Annotated in this window: 14 protein-coding genes, 1 tRNA gene and 1 riboswitch; of the genes, 9 read left to right on the top strand and 6 right to left on the bottom strand. The window is 73.0% G+C overall.

Going from position 1 to position 16,205, the window contains the following annotated elements:
• The first annotated feature begins 67 nt into the window (after positions 1 to 67).
• A riboswitch (cyclic di-GMP riboswitch) is annotated at positions 68 to 148 on the top strand.
• 33 nt (positions 149 to 181) lie between these two features.
• Genes AC1UE4_RS23405 through AC1UE4_RS23420 form a run of 4 tightly spaced genes read left to right on the top strand, consistent with a single transcriptional unit; the run spans position 182 to position 7,549 of the window.
• On the top strand, positions 182 to 1,093 hold the full coding sequence (locus tag AC1UE4_RS23405) for a hypothetical protein (protein WP_482919746.1): 912 nt from the start codon (positions 182 to 184) through the stop codon (positions 1,091 to 1,093).
• A 49-nt stretch (positions 1,094 to 1,142) separates the two neighbouring features.
• Positions 1,143 to 3,191 (top strand): CocE/NonD family hydrolase, encoded by a 2,049-nt coding sequence (locus tag AC1UE4_RS23410; RefSeq protein WP_482919747.1) that lies wholly within the window; start codon positions 1,143 to 1,145, stop codon positions 3,189 to 3,191.
• Positions 3,192 to 3,216: 25 nt separating this feature from the next.
• Complete coding sequence (locus AC1UE4_RS23415; protein ID WP_482919748.1) at positions 3,217 to 3,933, top strand: FadR/GntR family transcriptional regulator; 717 nt, start codon at positions 3,217 to 3,219, stop codon at positions 3,931 to 3,933.
• A gap of 25 nt (positions 3,934 to 3,958) precedes the next feature.
• Positions 3,959 to 7,549, top strand: a complete 3,591-nt coding sequence (locus AC1UE4_RS23420; RefSeq protein ID WP_482919749.1) for an indolepyruvate ferredoxin oxidoreductase family protein — start codon at positions 3,959 to 3,961, stop codon at positions 7,547 to 7,549.
• On the opposite strand, the gene AC1UE4_RS23425 is transcribed toward AC1UE4_RS23420, so the two are convergent.
• From AC1UE4_RS23425 to AC1UE4_RS23435, 3 genes are all read right to left on the bottom strand, one after another.
• A complete protein-coding gene (locus AC1UE4_RS23425; RefSeq protein ID WP_482919750.1) occupies positions 7,517 to 8,065 on the bottom strand; it encodes a helix-turn-helix transcriptional regulator in 549 nt (182 codons plus the stop codon). The genes AC1UE4_RS23420 and AC1UE4_RS23425 overlap by 33 nt on opposite strands.
• Positions 8,066 to 8,231: 166 nt before the next feature.
• Positions 8,232 to 9,476, bottom strand: a complete 1,245-nt coding sequence (locus AC1UE4_RS23430) for an MFS transporter (RefSeq protein WP_482919751.1) — start codon at positions 9,474 to 9,476, stop codon at positions 8,232 to 8,234.
• The gene (locus tag AC1UE4_RS23435; RefSeq protein ID WP_482919752.1) at positions 9,476 to 10,570 is read right to left on the bottom strand and encodes an acyltransferase family protein; all 1,095 of its coding nucleotides are present in this window, start codon (positions 10,568 to 10,570) and stop codon (positions 9,476 to 9,478) included. The genes AC1UE4_RS23430 and AC1UE4_RS23435 overlap by 1 nt, the downstream gene beginning before the upstream one ends.
• Positions 10,571 to 10,659: 89 nt before the next feature.
• Between AC1UE4_RS23435 and AC1UE4_RS23440 the strand changes: the two genes are divergently transcribed.
• Positions 10,660 to 10,839, top strand: coding sequence for a hypothetical protein (locus AC1UE4_RS23440; protein WP_482919753.1), 180 nt, complete (start codon positions 10,660 to 10,662; stop codon positions 10,837 to 10,839).
• On the opposite strand, the gene AC1UE4_RS23445 is transcribed toward AC1UE4_RS23440, so the two are convergent.
• Positions 10,808 to 11,311: a cupin domain-containing protein gene (locus AC1UE4_RS23445; protein ID WP_482919754.1), complete on the bottom strand. Its 504-nt coding sequence runs from the start codon at positions 11,309 to 11,311 to the stop codon at positions 10,808 to 10,810. The genes AC1UE4_RS23440 and AC1UE4_RS23445 overlap by 32 nt on opposite strands.
• Before the next feature lie 94 nt (positions 11,312 to 11,405).
• Between AC1UE4_RS23445 and AC1UE4_RS23450 the strand changes: the two genes are divergently transcribed.
• Together AC1UE4_RS23450 and AC1UE4_RS23455 are read left to right on the top strand one after the other, a co-directional pair.
• Positions 11,406 to 12,005, top strand: a complete 600-nt coding sequence (locus AC1UE4_RS23450) for a TetR/AcrR family transcriptional regulator (protein WP_482919755.1) — start codon at positions 11,406 to 11,408, stop codon at positions 12,003 to 12,005.
• Between the two features lie 88 nt (positions 12,006 to 12,093).
• The gene (locus AC1UE4_RS23455; protein ID WP_482919756.1) at positions 12,094 to 12,468 is read left to right on the top strand and encodes a hypothetical protein; all 375 of its coding nucleotides are present in this window, start codon (positions 12,094 to 12,096) and stop codon (positions 12,466 to 12,468) included.
• Positions 12,469 to 12,483: 15 nt separating this feature from the next.
• Here the strand turns inward: AC1UE4_RS23455 and AC1UE4_RS23460 are convergent, their stop codons facing one another.
• Together AC1UE4_RS23460 and AC1UE4_RS23465 are read right to left on the bottom strand one after the other, a co-directional pair.
• Entirely contained in the window at positions 12,484 to 12,885 is a 402-nt protein-coding gene (locus tag AC1UE4_RS23460; RefSeq protein WP_482919757.1) for a PaaI family thioesterase, read from the bottom strand.
• Between the two features lie 24 nt (positions 12,886 to 12,909).
• Positions 12,910 to 12,997: transfer RNA gene (locus AC1UE4_RS23465), tRNA-Ser, on the bottom strand.
• 49 nt (positions 12,998 to 13,046) lie between these two features.
• Between AC1UE4_RS23465 and AC1UE4_RS23470 the strand changes: the two genes are divergently transcribed.
• Positions 13,047 to 15,284 (top strand): GNAT family N-acetyltransferase, encoded by a 2,238-nt coding sequence (locus AC1UE4_RS23470; protein ID WP_482919758.1) that lies wholly within the window; start codon positions 13,047 to 13,049, stop codon positions 15,282 to 15,284.
• An 11-nt stretch (positions 15,285 to 15,295) separates the two neighbouring features.
• The gene (locus tag AC1UE4_RS23475; protein WP_482919759.1) at positions 15,296 to 16,192 is read left to right on the top strand and encodes a universal stress protein; all 897 of its coding nucleotides are present in this window, start codon (positions 15,296 to 15,298) and stop codon (positions 16,190 to 16,192) included.
• The last annotated feature ends 13 nt before the right edge of the window (positions 16,193 to 16,205 follow it).

The following is a 16,205-nucleotide window of genomic DNA, read 5'->3' on the forward strand; positions in this document are numbered from 1 at the left end:
GGGTCGCGGCGTGCACCATGCCGTCTGCGCCGCGAAGACGACCGGAGATCGGAGTCGCTGCGCACGAGATCGAAAAAGGCAACTCCGTCGTGAGGCGGGGACGCAAAGCCAGAGGCCTCCATCCCGGAGAGGTGGCTCAGCTACCGGCTCGAGATCGACCAACACCTGTCAAGGAGGACAGATGTCGGCTTTCCCGACGCCTTCGCAGTACCGCCGCGGCATCGTCGCGACGTGCAGTGCCCTTGCCGCCACGCTCGCCGTCGCCGCCCCGGCCCTCGCCGGTGGCACGACGCCCGAAGCCGTGATGGGCAACCCCACCTGCGCCGACGTCGGCAGCGGGCTCAAGTCCGTGAAGATCGACCCGGTCCCGCAGGGCACCACCTCGCTCGCCGGCCGCACGATCGTCGTGTCCGGCCGCACCCTCGACTGGACCAGCACCGACGCGATCGCCGTGGTGATCGTCAAGGGCGGCCCGAACGCGAACATCTACCGCTACGACCCCGCCTCGACGGGCGACACCGGCCTGCACGCGCCGGCCAACCCGAAGAACGGCCAGTACTACGGCCTCAGCCACGTCGACTTCTGCCGCGGCGCCTCGACGCCGACGCCGCCCGTCACGCCGGACCCGCCGGTCGACCCGCCCAAGAACCCGCCGGTCCCGCCGACGGACCCGTGCGCCGACGGCACGTGCGGGGTCACGCCGGAGCCCCCGACGAAGCCGGAGACCCCGAAGAAGCCGGTCACCACGACCATCCCGTCCACGGGCGGCGTCCTCGGCGCCAAGGGCGTCGTCAGCATCCGCACCGTCGCGGCGATCCACCAGCGCAAGCAGTGCGTCTCGCGCCGCTTCACGCAGGTCGTCACGGGCAAGGGCATCAAGCGCGTGACGCTGACGATCAACGGCCGCGTCGTCGGCCGCATGAAGGGCAACGGCAAGCGCTTCACGCTGTCGGTCGACCCGTCGAAGTACGGCAGCGTCCTGCGGATGTCCGCGCGCGCCGAGTTCGTCAAGGGCAGCGGGCGCAAGGCGAAGACGATGCGCGTCACCGTCCTGCGCTGCCTGCAGTCGCGGGGCATCCGCTTCACCGGCTGAGAACCAGCCTCGAACGCAAGATCCCGGGAAGCGGTGCGTTGAAGGCACCGTGACCCGGATCTTGCGTTCAGCGGCGCTCGCAGCGCTGCTCCTGCTCTCCCTCTCGCTCCCGACCACCGCCGCCGCCGACGTCCCGGACGGTGCGGACTGGAAGGAGCTCTACATCCCGGCCGGCGGCCCCGACGAGCCGCAGCTGCACGCCGACGTCCTGCGCCCGAAGGGGCTTCCGGACACGGCGCCGACGCCGGTGATCCTCAGCATCGGCCCGTACTTCGGCCACGGCGGCCAGTCGACCCCGAACGGCGACAGCAGCGACCGCCCCTCGAACCGCTTCGACGACATGATCGAGGGCGGCAAGGTCTTCGAGCGCGGCTACACCGTCGTCTACGTCGACCTCCGCGGCTTCGGCGGCTCGCAGGGCTGCAACGACTTCGGCGGAACGGGCGAGCAGAACGACGTCAAGCGCGCCGTCGAGTGGGCCGCGACCCAGTCCTGGTCGACCGGCCGGGTCGGCATGTGGGGCAAGTCCTACGACGGCTGGACCCAGGTCATGGCGCTCGACGAGAAGCCCAAGGGCCTCGCCGCCGCGATCATCCAGTCGCCGATCATCGACGGCTACCGGACGCTCTACCAGAACGGCGTCCACTACGACGCGGGCTGGTACGCGACGCCGGGGCTCTACCAGCAGATCGACGCGATCCCGCCGACGACCGACGACAACCAGGACTACTTCCTCAACTACCTGCAGGGCTCCAACCCCGTCTGCTACCTGCAGAACATCGGGGCGCAGAACACGACGCTCGACCACGACGACCCGTTCTGGCAGGAGCGCGACCTGCCGAACGCCCGCGGCTCGGACGTCCCGGTCCTGTGGTCGCACGGCTTCATGGACGCGAACACGAAGCCCGACAACTTCCTGCCGGTCTGGTCGACGCTGACCGGCCCGAAGCACGCGTGGCTCGGCCAGTACGACCACGTGCGCGGGAACGAGAAGGACGTCGTCGGCCGCGACGGCTTCCTCGACGAGGCGATGCGCTGGCTCGACACGTACGTCAAGGGCGATCCGGCCGCGAGCCCCGCCGGCGACCCGGCGGTCACCGTGCAGGAGGGCGACGGCAAGTGGCGCGCGGAGACCGCGTGGCCGCCCGTCGACGCGCGGCCGTACGCGATGCCGCTCAAGGCCGGCACCGTGACCGACGCGCCGAACAACGATGCCGAGGGCGAGACGAGCGGGCAGTCCGGCAACGGCGTGCTGTCGGTCAGCCAGCCGCTGCCGTACGAGGCGCACATCGCGGGCACGCCGACGGCGAAGCTCGACGTCGACACGAGCGCCTCGCGCGCCCACGTCTACACGCTGCTCTACGACCTCGCGCCCGACAACAAGGCGACGCTGATCAGCCGCGCCGCCCACGTCGTCACGGGCGCCGCGAAGCTCACGTTCGAGCTCTACCCCGAGGACTGGACGCTGCAGCCCGGCCACCGCGTCGCGGTGCTCGTCAGCGGCGCCGACCTCGACTGGTACAACCCGCCGCACTCGGGCGGCGACGTCGAGATCAAGAGCGGCTCGCTCGCGATCCCGTACCTCACCTACCAGCGCACGGGCTACCTCGCCGGCGGCGTCGCGGCCGCGATGGAGGGCCGGACGCCGATCGACCTCGACCCCGACGCGGTCAAGGAGGCCGAGGTGCAGGCCGAGCTGCCGCCCGCGCAGCAGCCGTTCCCCGCCGGCCTCGCCCCCGCGGGCGGCAGCCAGATCACGCGGGCCGACGCCCAGCGGCTCGTCGACGCCTCCAGGGCGGCCGCCGCCGCCAAGGCGAAGGCGAAGGCCAAGCGCGGGATCCGGGCGCGGCTGCGCGTCATCAGCATCAACGGCAAGCGCCGCATGGCCGCCTTCGTGATCCGTGCGCGCGGCAAGCGGCTGCGGCTCGAGCTGCGGCGCGGCTCGCGGACCGTCCGTCACCGGAAGGTGCGCGTGCGGAACGGCCGCGCGATGGCGGCCTTCCGGCCGAAGGGCAAGGGCCGCTACCGGCTCGTCGTCCGTGCGAACAGCCGGAAGCGCACGGTGTTGACGCGGTCGTCGGCCGTGCGCTTCCGGTAGGTCCCGGGCGTAAGGTGCGGGCGGGATGTTCACGCCCGTCCGCACCCGCCGCACCTTCGAGGAGGCGGCCGAGCAGATCGCCGACCGCATCCGGGCGGGCGAGCTGCGGATCGGCGACAAGCTGCCCGGCGAGCGCGAGCTCGCCGTGCGCATGGAGATCAGCCGCCCGACGCTGCGCGAGGCGGTGCGCGTGCTCGTCGACGCCGGCGTCGTCGAGGTGCGCCGGGGCCCCGGCGGCGGCATGTTCGTCGCGTCCGACGTCGTGCCGGTCGAGCTCATCCGCCAGCGGTCGAGCAGCCGCCTGGGCGAGATCGCCGCGGTCCTCGAGGCGCGGCGCCTGATCGAGCCCGGCGTCGCGCAGCTCGCCGCCGCGCGCGCGACCGACGCCGATCTTGCCGCGTTGACGCGTTCGATCGAGGCGATGCGGGAGATCTGCGCCCGCGGGTACACGCAGAACGACGAGGACCGGTTCCTGCAGCTCGACGTCCAGTTCCACCTGGCGCTGGCGCGGGCGGCGGGGAACCCCACCGTCGAGACGCTCATGCGCTCGCTCTTCCGCCAGCTCGAGATCGCCCGCGACATGGCGATGCACATCCCGCTGGTCCCCGAGTGGACGATCGGGATCCACGAGCGCACGCTCGAGGCGCTGCGCGGCGGCGACCCGGACGAGGTCGCCGAGGTGATGGACGAGCACCTCGGGCAGTTGGAGCGGACCACCGAGTCGCGTGGTAAGGTGGCTTGACCTATTGGGGAAGGGGAGATCCCGGGTGCAGACCAGGACCACGACGCCGACGACGACGCAGACGACGCCGACCCGGCCCGGAGACGCAACGCGCCCGGTCAAGCTGAGCCGTCCCGAGACGTCGCTGGAGGACAAGTACGTCCTCGAGCAGGGGACGATCTTCCTGTCGGGGATCCAGGCGCTCGTCCGCGTGCTGCTCGACCAGCACCGCGCCGACCGTGCCCACGGCCTGAAGACGGGCACGTTCGTCTCCGGCTACCAGGGCTCGCCGCTCGGCGGCCTCGACAAGGAGATCCTGCGCCTCGGCGGCCTCGCCGAGGAGCACGGCATCCACTTCACGCCGGGCCTCAACGAGGAGCTCGCGGCGACCGCCGTCTACGGCTCGCAGCTCGCGATGAACCTCCCCGAGCCGACGGTCGACGGCGTGGTCGGCGTCTGGTACGGCAAGAACCCGGGCCTCGATCGCGCGATGGACGCGCTGCGCCACGCGAACTTCGCCGGGACGCATCCGAACGGCGGCGCGCTCGCGCTGGTCGGCGACGACCCGAGCTGCAAGAGCTCGACGCTGCCGAGCGCCGGCGAGGCGACGCTCGCCAGCCTGCACATGCCGACGTTCTTCCCCGGCACGCTGCAGGAGGTGCTCGACTTCGGCCTGCACGCGATCGCGTGCTCGCGCGCCTCCGGGCTGTGGAGCGCGATGAAGGTCGTCACCAACATCGCCGACGCCGCCGGCACCGTGCAGGTGTGGCCCGAGCGCGTCGTGCCCGTCATGCCGACCGTCGAGTACGAGGGCCGGCCGTACCGCCACGTGCCGAACGGCAACCTGCTGGCACCCGCGTCGCTCGAGCTCGAGAAGACGCTCTTCGGCCCGCGCCTCGAGCTCGCGCGCCAGTACGCCGCGCTCAACCAGCTCAACCCGATCAGCATCCCGACGCGCGACGCGTGGCTCGGGATCGTCGCGGCGGGCAAGGTCTACTACGAGCTCGTCCAGGCGCTGCGCGACCTCGGGCTCGGCCAGCGCGACCTCGAGCACGCCGGCGTGCGGCTCATGAAGGTCGGCATGCTCTTCCCGCACGACCGCGCCGCGTTCCGCGAGCTCGGCCGCGGCCTCGAGGAGGTCCTCGTCGTCGAGGAGAAGCTGCCCTACCTGGAGACGGCGCTGCGCGACGCGCTCTACGGCACCGCGGACGCGCCGCGGATCGTCGGCAAGCACGACGAGGACGACCGCCCGCTCGTCCCGCCGGAGAACGACCTCGACGCCGACACGATCGCGCTCGCCGTCGCGGCGCGGCTCGAGCGGCGCGTGCAGCTCGACGGCGTCCGCGCGCGCGTCGAGACCATCCACGCCCGGCGCAGCGCGACGCAGCGCGCGCCGGTGCCGCTCGCCCGCACGCCGTTCTTCTGCTCCGGCTGCCCGCACAACACGTCGACCGGCAACCCGGACGGCACGCTGCTCGGCGTCGGCATCGGCTGCCACACGATGGTCCTGCTCTCGCCCGAGGGCAAGGGCGAGGTCACCGGCATCACGCAGATGGGCGGCGAGGGCGCGCAGTTCGCCGGCGCGCAGCCGTTCACCGCGACGGACCACCCGTTCGTGCAGAACCTCGGCGACGGCACGTTCCACCACTCCGGGTCGCTCGCCATCCGCTTCGCCGCCGCGGCGGGCGTGAACGTCACCTACAAGCTGCTCTACAACGACACCGTCGCGATGACCGGCGGCCAGGACGTGATCGGGCAGCTGAAGGTCCCCGAGCTGACGCGCTGGCTGGCGCTCGAGGGCGTCAAGCAGGTGATCATCACCACCGAGGACGTCAAGCGCTACGACGGCGTCGACCTCGACCCGATCGCGCGCGTCGAGCCGCGCGAGAAGCTCGACGAGGCGCAGGCCGAGCTGGCGAAGGTCAAGGGCGTCACCGTCCTCATCCACGACCAGGGCTGCGCGGCCGAGAAGCGGCGCCTGCGCAAGCGCGGCAAGATCGCCGACCCGGTCCAGCGCATCCACATCAACGAGCGGGTGTGCGAGGGCTGCGGCGACTGCGGCGACAAGAGCAACTGCCTGTCGGTGCTGCCGGTCGAGACGGAGTTCGGCCGCAAGACGCAGATCCACCAGGCGTCGTGCAACAAGGACTACTCGTGCGTGAAGGGCGACTGCCCGTCGTTCCTCACCGTCGTCCCCGGGACGAAGGCCAAGCACGACGTGCCCGCGCCGCCCGACGACCTCCCGTCGCCCTCGCTGCGCGTGCCGATGGACGACTTCACCGTGCGCATGCCGGGCATCGGAGGCACCGGCGTCGTGACCGTCTCGCAGATCGTGCAGATGGCGGCGCTGCTGGACGGCAAGCACGCGTTCGGCCTCGACCAGACCGGCCTCGCGCAGAAGGGCGGCCCCGTCATCAGCGACGTGCGGATCTCGCGCGACCGCATCGAGGGGTCGAACAAGGCGTCGTCGGGCGCGGCCGACCTGCTGCTCGGCTTCGACGTGCTCGGCGCGGCGAACCCGAAGAACCTCATGGTCGCCGACCCGGCGCGGACGATCGCGGTCGTGTCGACCGCGGCGGTGCCGACGGCGAAGATGGTCACCGACACCGGCGTGCGCTTCCCGGCCGAGCGCCGCAACGTCGACGCGATCAACCGCGCGACGCGCGCGGACGACAACGTCTTCTTCGACGCGCAGGCGCTGTCGGAGGGCCTCTTCGGCGACCACATGCCGACGAACCTCCTGCTGCTCGGCGCGGCGTGGCAGCACGGCTGCCTCCCCGTCGCGGCAGAGGCCATCGAGCAGGCGATCCGGCTGAACGGCGCCGCGGTCGAGAAGAGCCTCGCCGCGTTCGCGTGGGGCCGCGCCGCGGTCGCCCGACCGGAGCTCGTCGAGGCCGTGCTCAACCCGGCGCCCGAAGAGGCCGAGCTGACCGGCGACGCGCTGCGGATCGTCGAGGAGACGGGCGCGACCGGCGAGCTGCGCCGGCTGCTCGAGGTGCGCGTGCCCGAGCTGATCGCCTACCAGAGCGCCCGGTACGCGTCGCGGTACGCCGACGCCGTCATGTCCGTCGCGCGGGCGGAGGCCGAGCGCGGCGCGCCCGGCGAGACCGCCGTCGCCGAGGCGTACGCGCGCGGGCTCTACAAGCTCATGGCCTACAAGGACGAATACGAGGTCGCGCGCCTGCACCTCGACACGCTCGAGCAGGTCAAGCTGCGCAAGGAGTTCGGCGACGACGCGAAGGTGTGGTTCATGCTGCACCCGCCGCTGCTGCGCGCGCTCGGGCTGAAGCGCAAGCTCAAGCTCGGCCCGTGGTTCCGCCCCGCGTTCCGCACGCTGCGCGCGATGCGGCGCCTGCGCGGCACGCCGGTCGACGTCTTCGGCCTGCCGAAGGTGCGCCGCGTCGAGCGCGCGCTCATCGGCGAGTACACCGACCTCGTCGACCGCTCGCTCGAGCAGCTGCGCCCCGAGACGCACGCGACGGTCGCGCGGATCGCCGGGCTGCCCGACGTCATCCGCGGCTACGAGCACATCAAGCTCCGCAACGTCGACCGCTTCCGCGCGGAGGCGGAGCGGCTCGAGGCCGAGCTCGCGTCCGGCGGGGGCTCAGTCGAGCTGCGCGTCGTCCAGCAGGCCTGAGCGCAGCGCGACCGCGACGGCGTGGGCGCGCGACCGCGCGCCCAGCTTGCGGACGGCGTTGCCGATGTGGGTCCGGACGGTCGCGGGGGAGACCACGAGCGCCTCGGCGATCTCCGGGCCGTCCTGGCCCACCGCGACGCGCCCGAGGATCTCGCGCTCACGCGCCGACAGCCTCACGCGGGGCGGCTCGCGCCGGCCGCGGGGCACGAGGATCGACAGGTGGGTGTGCGGCCCGACGTCGGCGACCGAGACGAACTCGAACGCCGCGCGCCGGCCGGACGGCAATCGCACGTCGACGACCCCGGTCGCGTTGCCCTCGCGCCGGAAGCGCTCCCACGCGTCGTCGATGTGCGCGGGCGGGTGACTCGAGAAGTCGTCGATGCGGCTGCGGAGGAGCTGCTCCCTCGACATCCCCAGCGCGCGCAGCGCTGCTGCGTTCGCATCCACGTACCGCCGATCGTCGTCGGCGATGAGCATCGGCACGGCACTGCCATCGAACACGGCACGCACATCCACGGCGTCCACCGCTCGCTGCGCCACAGACCCTTCCCCCTCGGTCGTCATCCGTGAGCTCGCGGGGCCAGCCTACCGGCCTGCCCGCTCACTGCAAGCGGAGTGGCGAACGCTCCTGGCGACGCCCGTTGAGAAGGCCCCGCTCACCGAAGATCAGCGTTCGGCGTAGTCAGCCGACGGCGTCTTCGGCTCCGTAGCGCCAAAGCGCCGGGAAGAGCATGACCACGACCCCCACGAGGGCAACGCACGCGAGGCCGCCGGACGTGACCGAGAAGCGCGGCGAGGTGGCGGCCGCGACGCCGCCGGCCTCGATGTCGCCGAGCCGCGGGCCGCTCGTCACGACGAGCGAGAACACCGACGACATCCGGCCGCGCAGGTGGTCGGGCGTGACGGTCTGGTTGATCGTCGAGCGGCACACGGCGCTGACGCTGTCGGCCGCGCCGGCGACGGCGAGCAGCGCGGCGGCCGGCCACAGAGAGGCGACGACGCCGGCGAGCGCGATCGCCACGCCCCACACGACGACCGCCCACACGACGATGACGCCGAGCCGCCGCGCCGACTCGAGCCAGCCCGTCGTCAGCGCGGCGACCGTCGCCCCCGCCGCGACGGCGGCGTAGAGCACGCCGGTGCCGGCCGCGCCCGCGCCGTAGACGCTGACGGCGAGCACGGCGAAGAGCGCGCGCGGCATCCCGAACGTCATCGCGACGAGGTCGATCGCGAAGGAGCCCATCAGCGCCTGGTTGCCGCGGACGAACCGCAGCCCCTCGCCGATCGACTGGCGCATGGGCAGGTGGGTCTCGGTGGGGTCGGCGCGCTTGGGCAGCTGGGCGCGCATCGCGGTGACGGCGAGCACCATCGCGAGGCAGCTCCCCGCGTCCACGATGTACGCGGCGGCCACGCCGGCCCCCGCGATGAGCAGGCCGCCGAGCGCGGGGCCGACGACCATCGTCAGCTGGTACAGGCCGAAGTTGAACGCCAGCGCGGAGCGCAGGTGCTCGTGCGCGACGAGGTTCGGGACGATCGACGACTCCGCGACGTTCTGCATCGCGCCGAACCCGGCGAGCAGGCCGGCGAGGACGAAGAGCACCGGGATCGGCGGGTCGCCGGCGAGCGTGACGGCGGCCAGCGCGGCCGCCGTGGCGATGAGCGCGACCTGGTCGATCAGCAGGATCCGCCGGCGGTCGAAGCGGTCGGCCAGCGCGCCGCCGACAAGCGCCATGAGGATGAGCGGGCCGAGCTCGACCGCGCCGAGCAGGCCGGTCAGCAGCGCCGAGCCGGACTCGGTGTAGACCTGGAACGGCAGCGCGACGAGCGCGGCCTGCGTTCCGAGCCCCGACAGCGCGTTGCCGGTCATGAGCAGGCGCAGGTCGCGGGAGGCGCGCAGCGCGGTGACGTCGACGGCGATCCGCGGCATCAGGCGCGCCGGCGGTCCCACCAGCCCGACGTGCGGCGCAGCAGCGGCCGCTCGACGAGCAGCCAGCTGCCCAGCGCCAGCGGCGCCGACGCCGCCAGCAGCAGCGCGATCCGCAGGGGCCACGAGACCGCGCCCGCCTGCACGTCGACGCCCTGATCCTGCAGGACCTTCAGCGCGACGTAGTGCCAGAGGTAGAGGCCGTAGGAGATCAAGCCGATCGGCGCCACCCAGCGCGCGTGGCGGAACCCGCGCAGGGCGACGAGGAGCAACAGGCCGGAGGCGAGCGCCCACGGCTGGCGGCTGAGGTCGAAGACGACGGTGCTGTCGCTCGTGTAGAGCAGGGCCCCGCATGCGGCGAGGACGGCGGCGGCGGCGACGAGCGCCGCGCTTCGCGCGCGCGGGAAGAGGCTGACGCCGGTCGCCACGAGGAGGCCGGGGCAGAACCCCGACAGCAGGCCGGGCAGCGAGAGGCGGAACACGTCGGCGTTCTCGACGGCCGTGAACGGGCCGGTGTTCGGGTAGGCGTCCGCGGCCCAGACCGCGTAGGCGATGCTCGCCAGCCAGAGCCCGCCGATGCCGAGCGCCAGCGTGCGGGACGCGATGGGCCGGCCACGCGTGAGCTTCCGCACCGCCAGCGCCGCGACGGGGACGAAGACGTAGAACAGCGCCTCGATCCCGAGCGTCCACGCGACGAAGAAGAGCGCCTGGCCCTCGCCGGGGACGAGGTTGTGCAGCAACGATGCGTGCAGGGGCACCTGCCACCAGTCGAGGTCCGGCCGGGGGACGAGCAGCAGCAGCGCCGCCAGCGCGATCCAGTAGGCGGGAAGGATCCGCGCCGCGCGGCGCAGCGCGTAGCCGCGGATCGAGGGCAGCGGCGCGCCGGTGGTCAGCGCGCGCAGGAACGGCGCGCCGATGAGGTACCCGCTGAGCGCGAAGAACAGCCAGATCCCCGCGCCGCCGTTCGTGATGAGGACGTCCTCGACGGCGCGGCTGGTGTGCGGCGGCGCGGTGCCGCCGAGCAGGTACGCGTGCCCGGCCAGCACCATGAGCACCGCCAGCGCGCGCAGCGCGTCGAGTTCGGACCGCCTCCGCACCGGCGGGCACAGTAGTTCGACCGGCGGTAGAGCGCGCTTCGGACCGCCGGTCGCTGTTGGGAGCGTGAACCGCGGCCGACCATGTGACCATGCACCAGCTCGCCCGGATCATCGATGCCGACGCTCAGTCGCTCGCGGCCCGTGTCCTGCGAACGGTCGACGCCGACGACGCCGATTGCGTGGTGACGTACTTCACCTACTGGTACACCGGCCGGCCGCCGGTTCACGAAGCGATCGTCACGCGGGCATCCGCAGCCCGAACCGCTTGATCAGGTCCGGCACCGTGTCCGGCTGCATGTCGAGCGCGTAGCGGGCGCAGAGCTCCCCGAGGGCCTCCGGGGGCGCCTTGAGCGCGCCGCCCGCCGCGACGAGCTCCTCGAAGAACTTCTCGAAGCCGGCGGGGGAGATGATCTCGAGGATCCGGCAGGGCTCCTCGCCGGCGTTCCAGAACGTGTGCCACTGACCGCGCGGCTTGTGCACGAGGTCGCCGGGGCCGGCCTCGACCACGTCGTCGCCGAGCAGCGCGCCCATGCGGCCTTCGATGACGAAGCTGTACTCGTCCTCGCGGTTGTGGCGGTGCAGCGGGGCGGCGAGCGCGCGTGGAGGCATGGGGTGCTCGACGAGCGAGAATCGCTCGTCGGCCTCGTGGCCGTCGATCATGAAGCGGACGCCGATCATCCCCAGCGAGCCGGCCTTGCCGTCGGTGGGGCCGACGATCTTGGGCTTGGCGTAGGTGGTCATGGCGGGTGGCTCCTTGGAAGTTGGAGGGACAGTGGTGTCTCGCGAACGGACGCTACGCCCGTCCGCTTCATGTGTCAAGATCCACAGGACACGTATGTCCGACGAAAAGCGTCAGTACCGGAAGACCCGCCGCGCGGAGCTCGAAGCCGAGACCCGCCGGCGCATCACCGAGAGCGCCGTCGAGCTGCACGGCACGCTCGGCCCGTCGCGCACGTCCGTCAGCGCGATCGCCGAGCACGCGGGCGTCCGGCGCTCGACCGTCTACCGGCACTTCGCCGACGAGGACGCGATCTTCGGGGCGTGCTCGGCCCACTGGGCGGCGGCGAACCCAATGCCGGACCTCGCCGCGTGGGGCGCGGTCGCCGACCCGGACGCGCGGCTGAGGTCCGGGCTCGGCGAGCTGTACGGGTTCTACGCCCGCAACGAGCAGATGCTCGCGAACCTCTACCGCGACCGGGACGTCGTACGGATCGTCGGCGAGCTGTTCGGGCCGTTCGACGGGTACCTCGAGGCGGCCCGCGACGTGCTCCTCCTCGGGCGCAAGCCGCGCGGCGCGGCGGCGCGCCGGCGCGTGACGGCGGCGGCCGGCCACGCCGTCAGGTTCGACACCTGGCGCTCCCTGGCGCGCGCGCAGGGGTTGAGCGAGAAGGACGCCGTCGAGCTGATGTGCCGCGCGGTCGCGGCGGCGGCCTGAGCGCATCACCCCCTGACCGGGGATGTCTCCCCGGTCCCCGCGTCGCGGCCGCAGGTAGCGTCGGCGCACAAGCTCCGAAGGAGGAACCATGCGACGGTTTCTTGCGGTGTTCGGCGTCTCGATCGGCGCCCTCTTGGCGGTCTTCGGCACGTCCGCGTCGGCGGTGCCGAGCGGCAACGGGCTCGTGGACTTCGGCGTCTTCAGCTGTCCGGGCGGCGACGTGACGGTCTTCGGGCCGGGCGGCACGAAGGCGGCGGCGGGCTTCACGTCCGCCGGCGACCAGGTGATCCTGCTCAGCCTCGACATCACGGGCACAACCCCGGAAGGTGAGCCGTTCGACTTCAGCAAGACCTACGGCCAGCGCACGGGCTTCGGCGAACCCATCACCTGCACGCAGGACTTCGAGGATGGGCTGGCGACCGCCCACATCGTCGTGACGGCGGTGCTCGTCCCGCCGAGCTGACGGGGGGCGGGAACTTCAGGTCAAGACGGCCTGAGTCTGCGTCGTCTTCGCGACGAGCGTCTCGCCGGCGCGCAGCTCGGTCTCGATGACGATGAGCGTGCGGCCGCGGTGAAGCGGCGCCGAGGTCGCCCGGACCGTCGTTCCCTCCGTCACCGCACGTAGGAGGTTCGTCTTCGATTCGACGGTCGTCGTGCCCTTCGCTCCCTCGGGCAGGTTGAGGAACGCGAGCACGGCGCCCGCCGTGTCGGCCACCGACATGAGGACGCCGCCGTGCATGACGCCACCGGCGGTGCACAGCTCCGCGCGCCATGCGAGCTCGACTTCGACGCCGTCCTTCTCGGCGCGCGTGATGGCGATTCCGAGGTCGCCCGCGAACGGGACGAGCGTGTGCAGCGTTGGCGTGTCGATGGAGGCCATGACGGGATCGAAGCAGGCCTCGAGCGGAGGGGGCGGGATTCGAACCCGCGGACGGGGGTTGCCCGTCTCCGGTTTTCAAGACCGGTGCATTCGACCGCTCTGCCACCCCTCCCGGCGATGGGAAGGCTAGCCCGAGTGGCTTCGCTCTTCATGATGTGACCGTGCAGCCGCGGCCCGTCGACATCGTTCTGCGTGACGGGTCGACCGTTCGCGTGCGGGCGGTCGAGCCGGCCGACGAGCCCGCGTTGGTCGCGTTCCTCGAGGGGCTCTCCGATGACTCTCGGTACTTCCGGTTCTTCTCGCTCGGGGTCGATCTGGGGCGGATCGCGCGGGAGGCGGCGGACCCGCCGGACGAGATGACGGCGCTGATCGCGCTGCATGGCGACCGGGTCGTCGCGCTGGCGCAGCTCGCGCGGATGGACGCGGAACGGGCGGAGGTCGCGTTCGCCTCGGCCGACGACATGGGCGGCCGCGGGTTGGCGACGTCCCTGCTCGCCCACCTTGCGCAGCTCGCCCGCGCGCAGGGGATGACGACCTTGAGCGCGACCGTCATGGAGGGGAACTTCCGCATGGCCGGCGTCTTCCGCCACAGCGGGTTCCCGTTCAAGACGCGATGGACGGAGGAGGGGCTCGTGTTCGAGGCGCCCGCCGGTCTGTCGGTCGAGGCGGTCGCGTCGTTCGAGGAGCGGATGAGCGTCGCCACAGCGGCGTCGGTGGGTCGCGTGCTGCGGCCGTCGTCGGTGGCGGTCGCGGGGGACGGCGCGGTGCTCGACCGGCTGCGGGCGAGCGGGTTCACCGGGTCGGTGGGACGGCTCGAGTCGATGTCGGAGGTCGACCTGGTCGTCGTGTCGCTGCCGCCGGACGACGCCTGCGATGCGGTCCACGCGGCGGGACGGCTGGGCGCGCGGGCGGCCGTCGTCCTGTCGGAGGGGTTCGCCGAGATCGGCGAGCTCGGCGCGGAGGCGCAGCGCCGTCTGGTCGACGTCTGCCGTGCGGGCGGGATGCGCCTCGTCGGCCCCAACTGCCTGGGGGTGCTGAACACCGCTTCGGAGGTCGCGCTGAACGCGACGTCCGGCGCACTGATGCCCGGGCGGGGGCGGACGGCGCTGATGACGCAGAGCGGCGCCCTGGGACTTGCGCTGCTGGAGCGCGCCGCCGAGCTGGGCGTCGGCATCTCGTCGTTCGTCTCCGCCGGCAACAAGGCGGACCTGTCGGGCAACGACTTCCTCCAGTACTGGGAGCACGACGAGGACACCGACGTCGTGCTCCTGCATCTGGAGTCGTTCGGCAACCCGCGGAACTTCGCGCGCATCGCGCGGCGGGTCGCCGCGCGCAAGCCGATCGTCGCGGTCAAGAGCGGTCGCACGCCCGCGGGCGCGCGCGTCGTCGCGTCGCACACCGGCGCGCTGCTGGCCGCCGCCGACGTCACGGTCGACGCGCTCTTCCGCCAGGCGGGCGTCCTGCGCGTGGGCACGGTCGGCGATCTCCTGGAGGCTGCCGCGGTGCTCGAGCGCGCGCCGCTGCCTCTTGGCCCGCGGGTGGCGATCGTCTCCAACGCGGGTGGACCGGCAGTGCTCTGCGCCGACGCGTGCTCGGCGGCGGGCCTCGAGGTGCCGGAGCCGTCGGTCGCGTTGCGCGCCCCCGTCGACGCCGACCGCTACGCCGACGCGGTGCGCGACATCGCTGCGGGGGGCGGCGCGGACGCGATCATCGCGATCGCCTCCCGCGTGCCGGGCGCGGGAGCGGCGATCACCGGGACCGGGGTGGAACTGCCGGTCCTCCTCGTGACCCTCTCCCGCGAGGTCGATCCCGTCCTCCCGACGTACCGCTTCCCCGAGAACGCCGCCCGCGCGCTGGCTCGCGCGGCCGGCTACGCACGATGGTTGCAAGAGCCGCGCGAGGAGCCGGTGATGCCGGAGGGCGTCCGCGCCGACGACGCCGGAGCGCTCCTCGCCGAGGTCGCCGCCGCCGAGCCGCAGTGGCTCTCGGCCGCCGACGCCGCGAGGCTCTGCGCCGACTACGGGATCGCCACCGCCGGCGATGTCGCCGGCGGCGCCGAGGTCGTCGTCGGCATCACCCTCGATCCGTCGTTCGGCCCGGTTGTCGCGGTCGGCCGGCACGGGGAGGTCGACGTGCGGCTGACGCCGGTCACGCCGCGCGAGGCACGGGCGATGGTTGCGGGGTTGCGACTCGATGGGCTGGACGACGGAGCGCTCATCGATCTGATCGTCCGCGTCTCCGCGCTCGCCGACACGCACCCGGAGATCGCCGAGATCGACCTCGACCCCGTCGTCGTCCTCGAGGGAGGGGCGATCGCTCGCAACCCGCGCATCAAGGTCGCCGCCTCGGAGCCCGAGCCGATGTGGCCCGCCGTCGGCGTCAGCCCCCCGCGCCGGTAGGTTGCGCGGCGATGGGCGACGCGCTCGACACGGTGATCGTCGGCTTCGACGGCGGCCCCGCCTCCCACGACGCGCTGCGCTTCGGCGCCGCGGTCGCGTCCACCGGCGCTGCGGAGCTCGTCGCCTCGTTCGTCTGGCGCTGCGACGAGTTCGACCTCGACGCCGACACCGACTGGGAGCGCTTCCTCGAGGGCGTCGCCCGCCGCGAGCTGTCGCCCGCGTCGGAGATCGCGCCCGCCGCCGACCTCGTCACCGTCGGGGCGACCAGCGTCGTCCGAGGGCTGCACGAGCTCGCGCTCCACAGGGACGCTTCGATGATCGTCGTCGGCCGCACCCATCGCGGAGCGGTCGGCCGCATGATCCCCGGCTCGACGGCGCAGAGGCTCATCGACGGAGCCCCATGCGCCGTCGCGATCCCCGCGCCCGCCGGCGATCCCGCCGCGTCTCCGCCGGCGGGGCCGACGACCTCCGCCGCCGCACCCCGCCGGGTCATCGTCGGCTACGACGGCACGCCCGAGGCCGACCTCGCTCTCGCGACCGCCGCTCGCCTCGCCGCCGCCTTCTCGGCCCCGCTGCTGCTGATGTCGGTGGCCGAGCCGCCGCCAGCGGTCCCCGACATCCCGGGCGCTCTCCAGCAGGCCCGCCGCCGGGTGATCGAACGCCGCCGCCTCACGCAGGGCGAACGCGCCCGCGCCGCCGCCGGCCCGCTCGACGCCGAGGTCGCCGAGGCCGAGGGCGACCCCGCAGATGTCCTCATGGCCGAGGCGTCCGCCGACGACCTGCTCGTCGTCGGCTCCCGCGAGTACGGCCCGGTCGGAGCCGTCCTCCTGGGAAGCGTCGCCGCGGAGGTCATGGCCCGAGCGGCCTGCCCGGTGGTCGTGACGCCTCGTGCGACACCCGCCCGGTGAGCCTCTACACTCG

The organism is Parviterribacter kavangonensis (assembly GCF_056863335.1).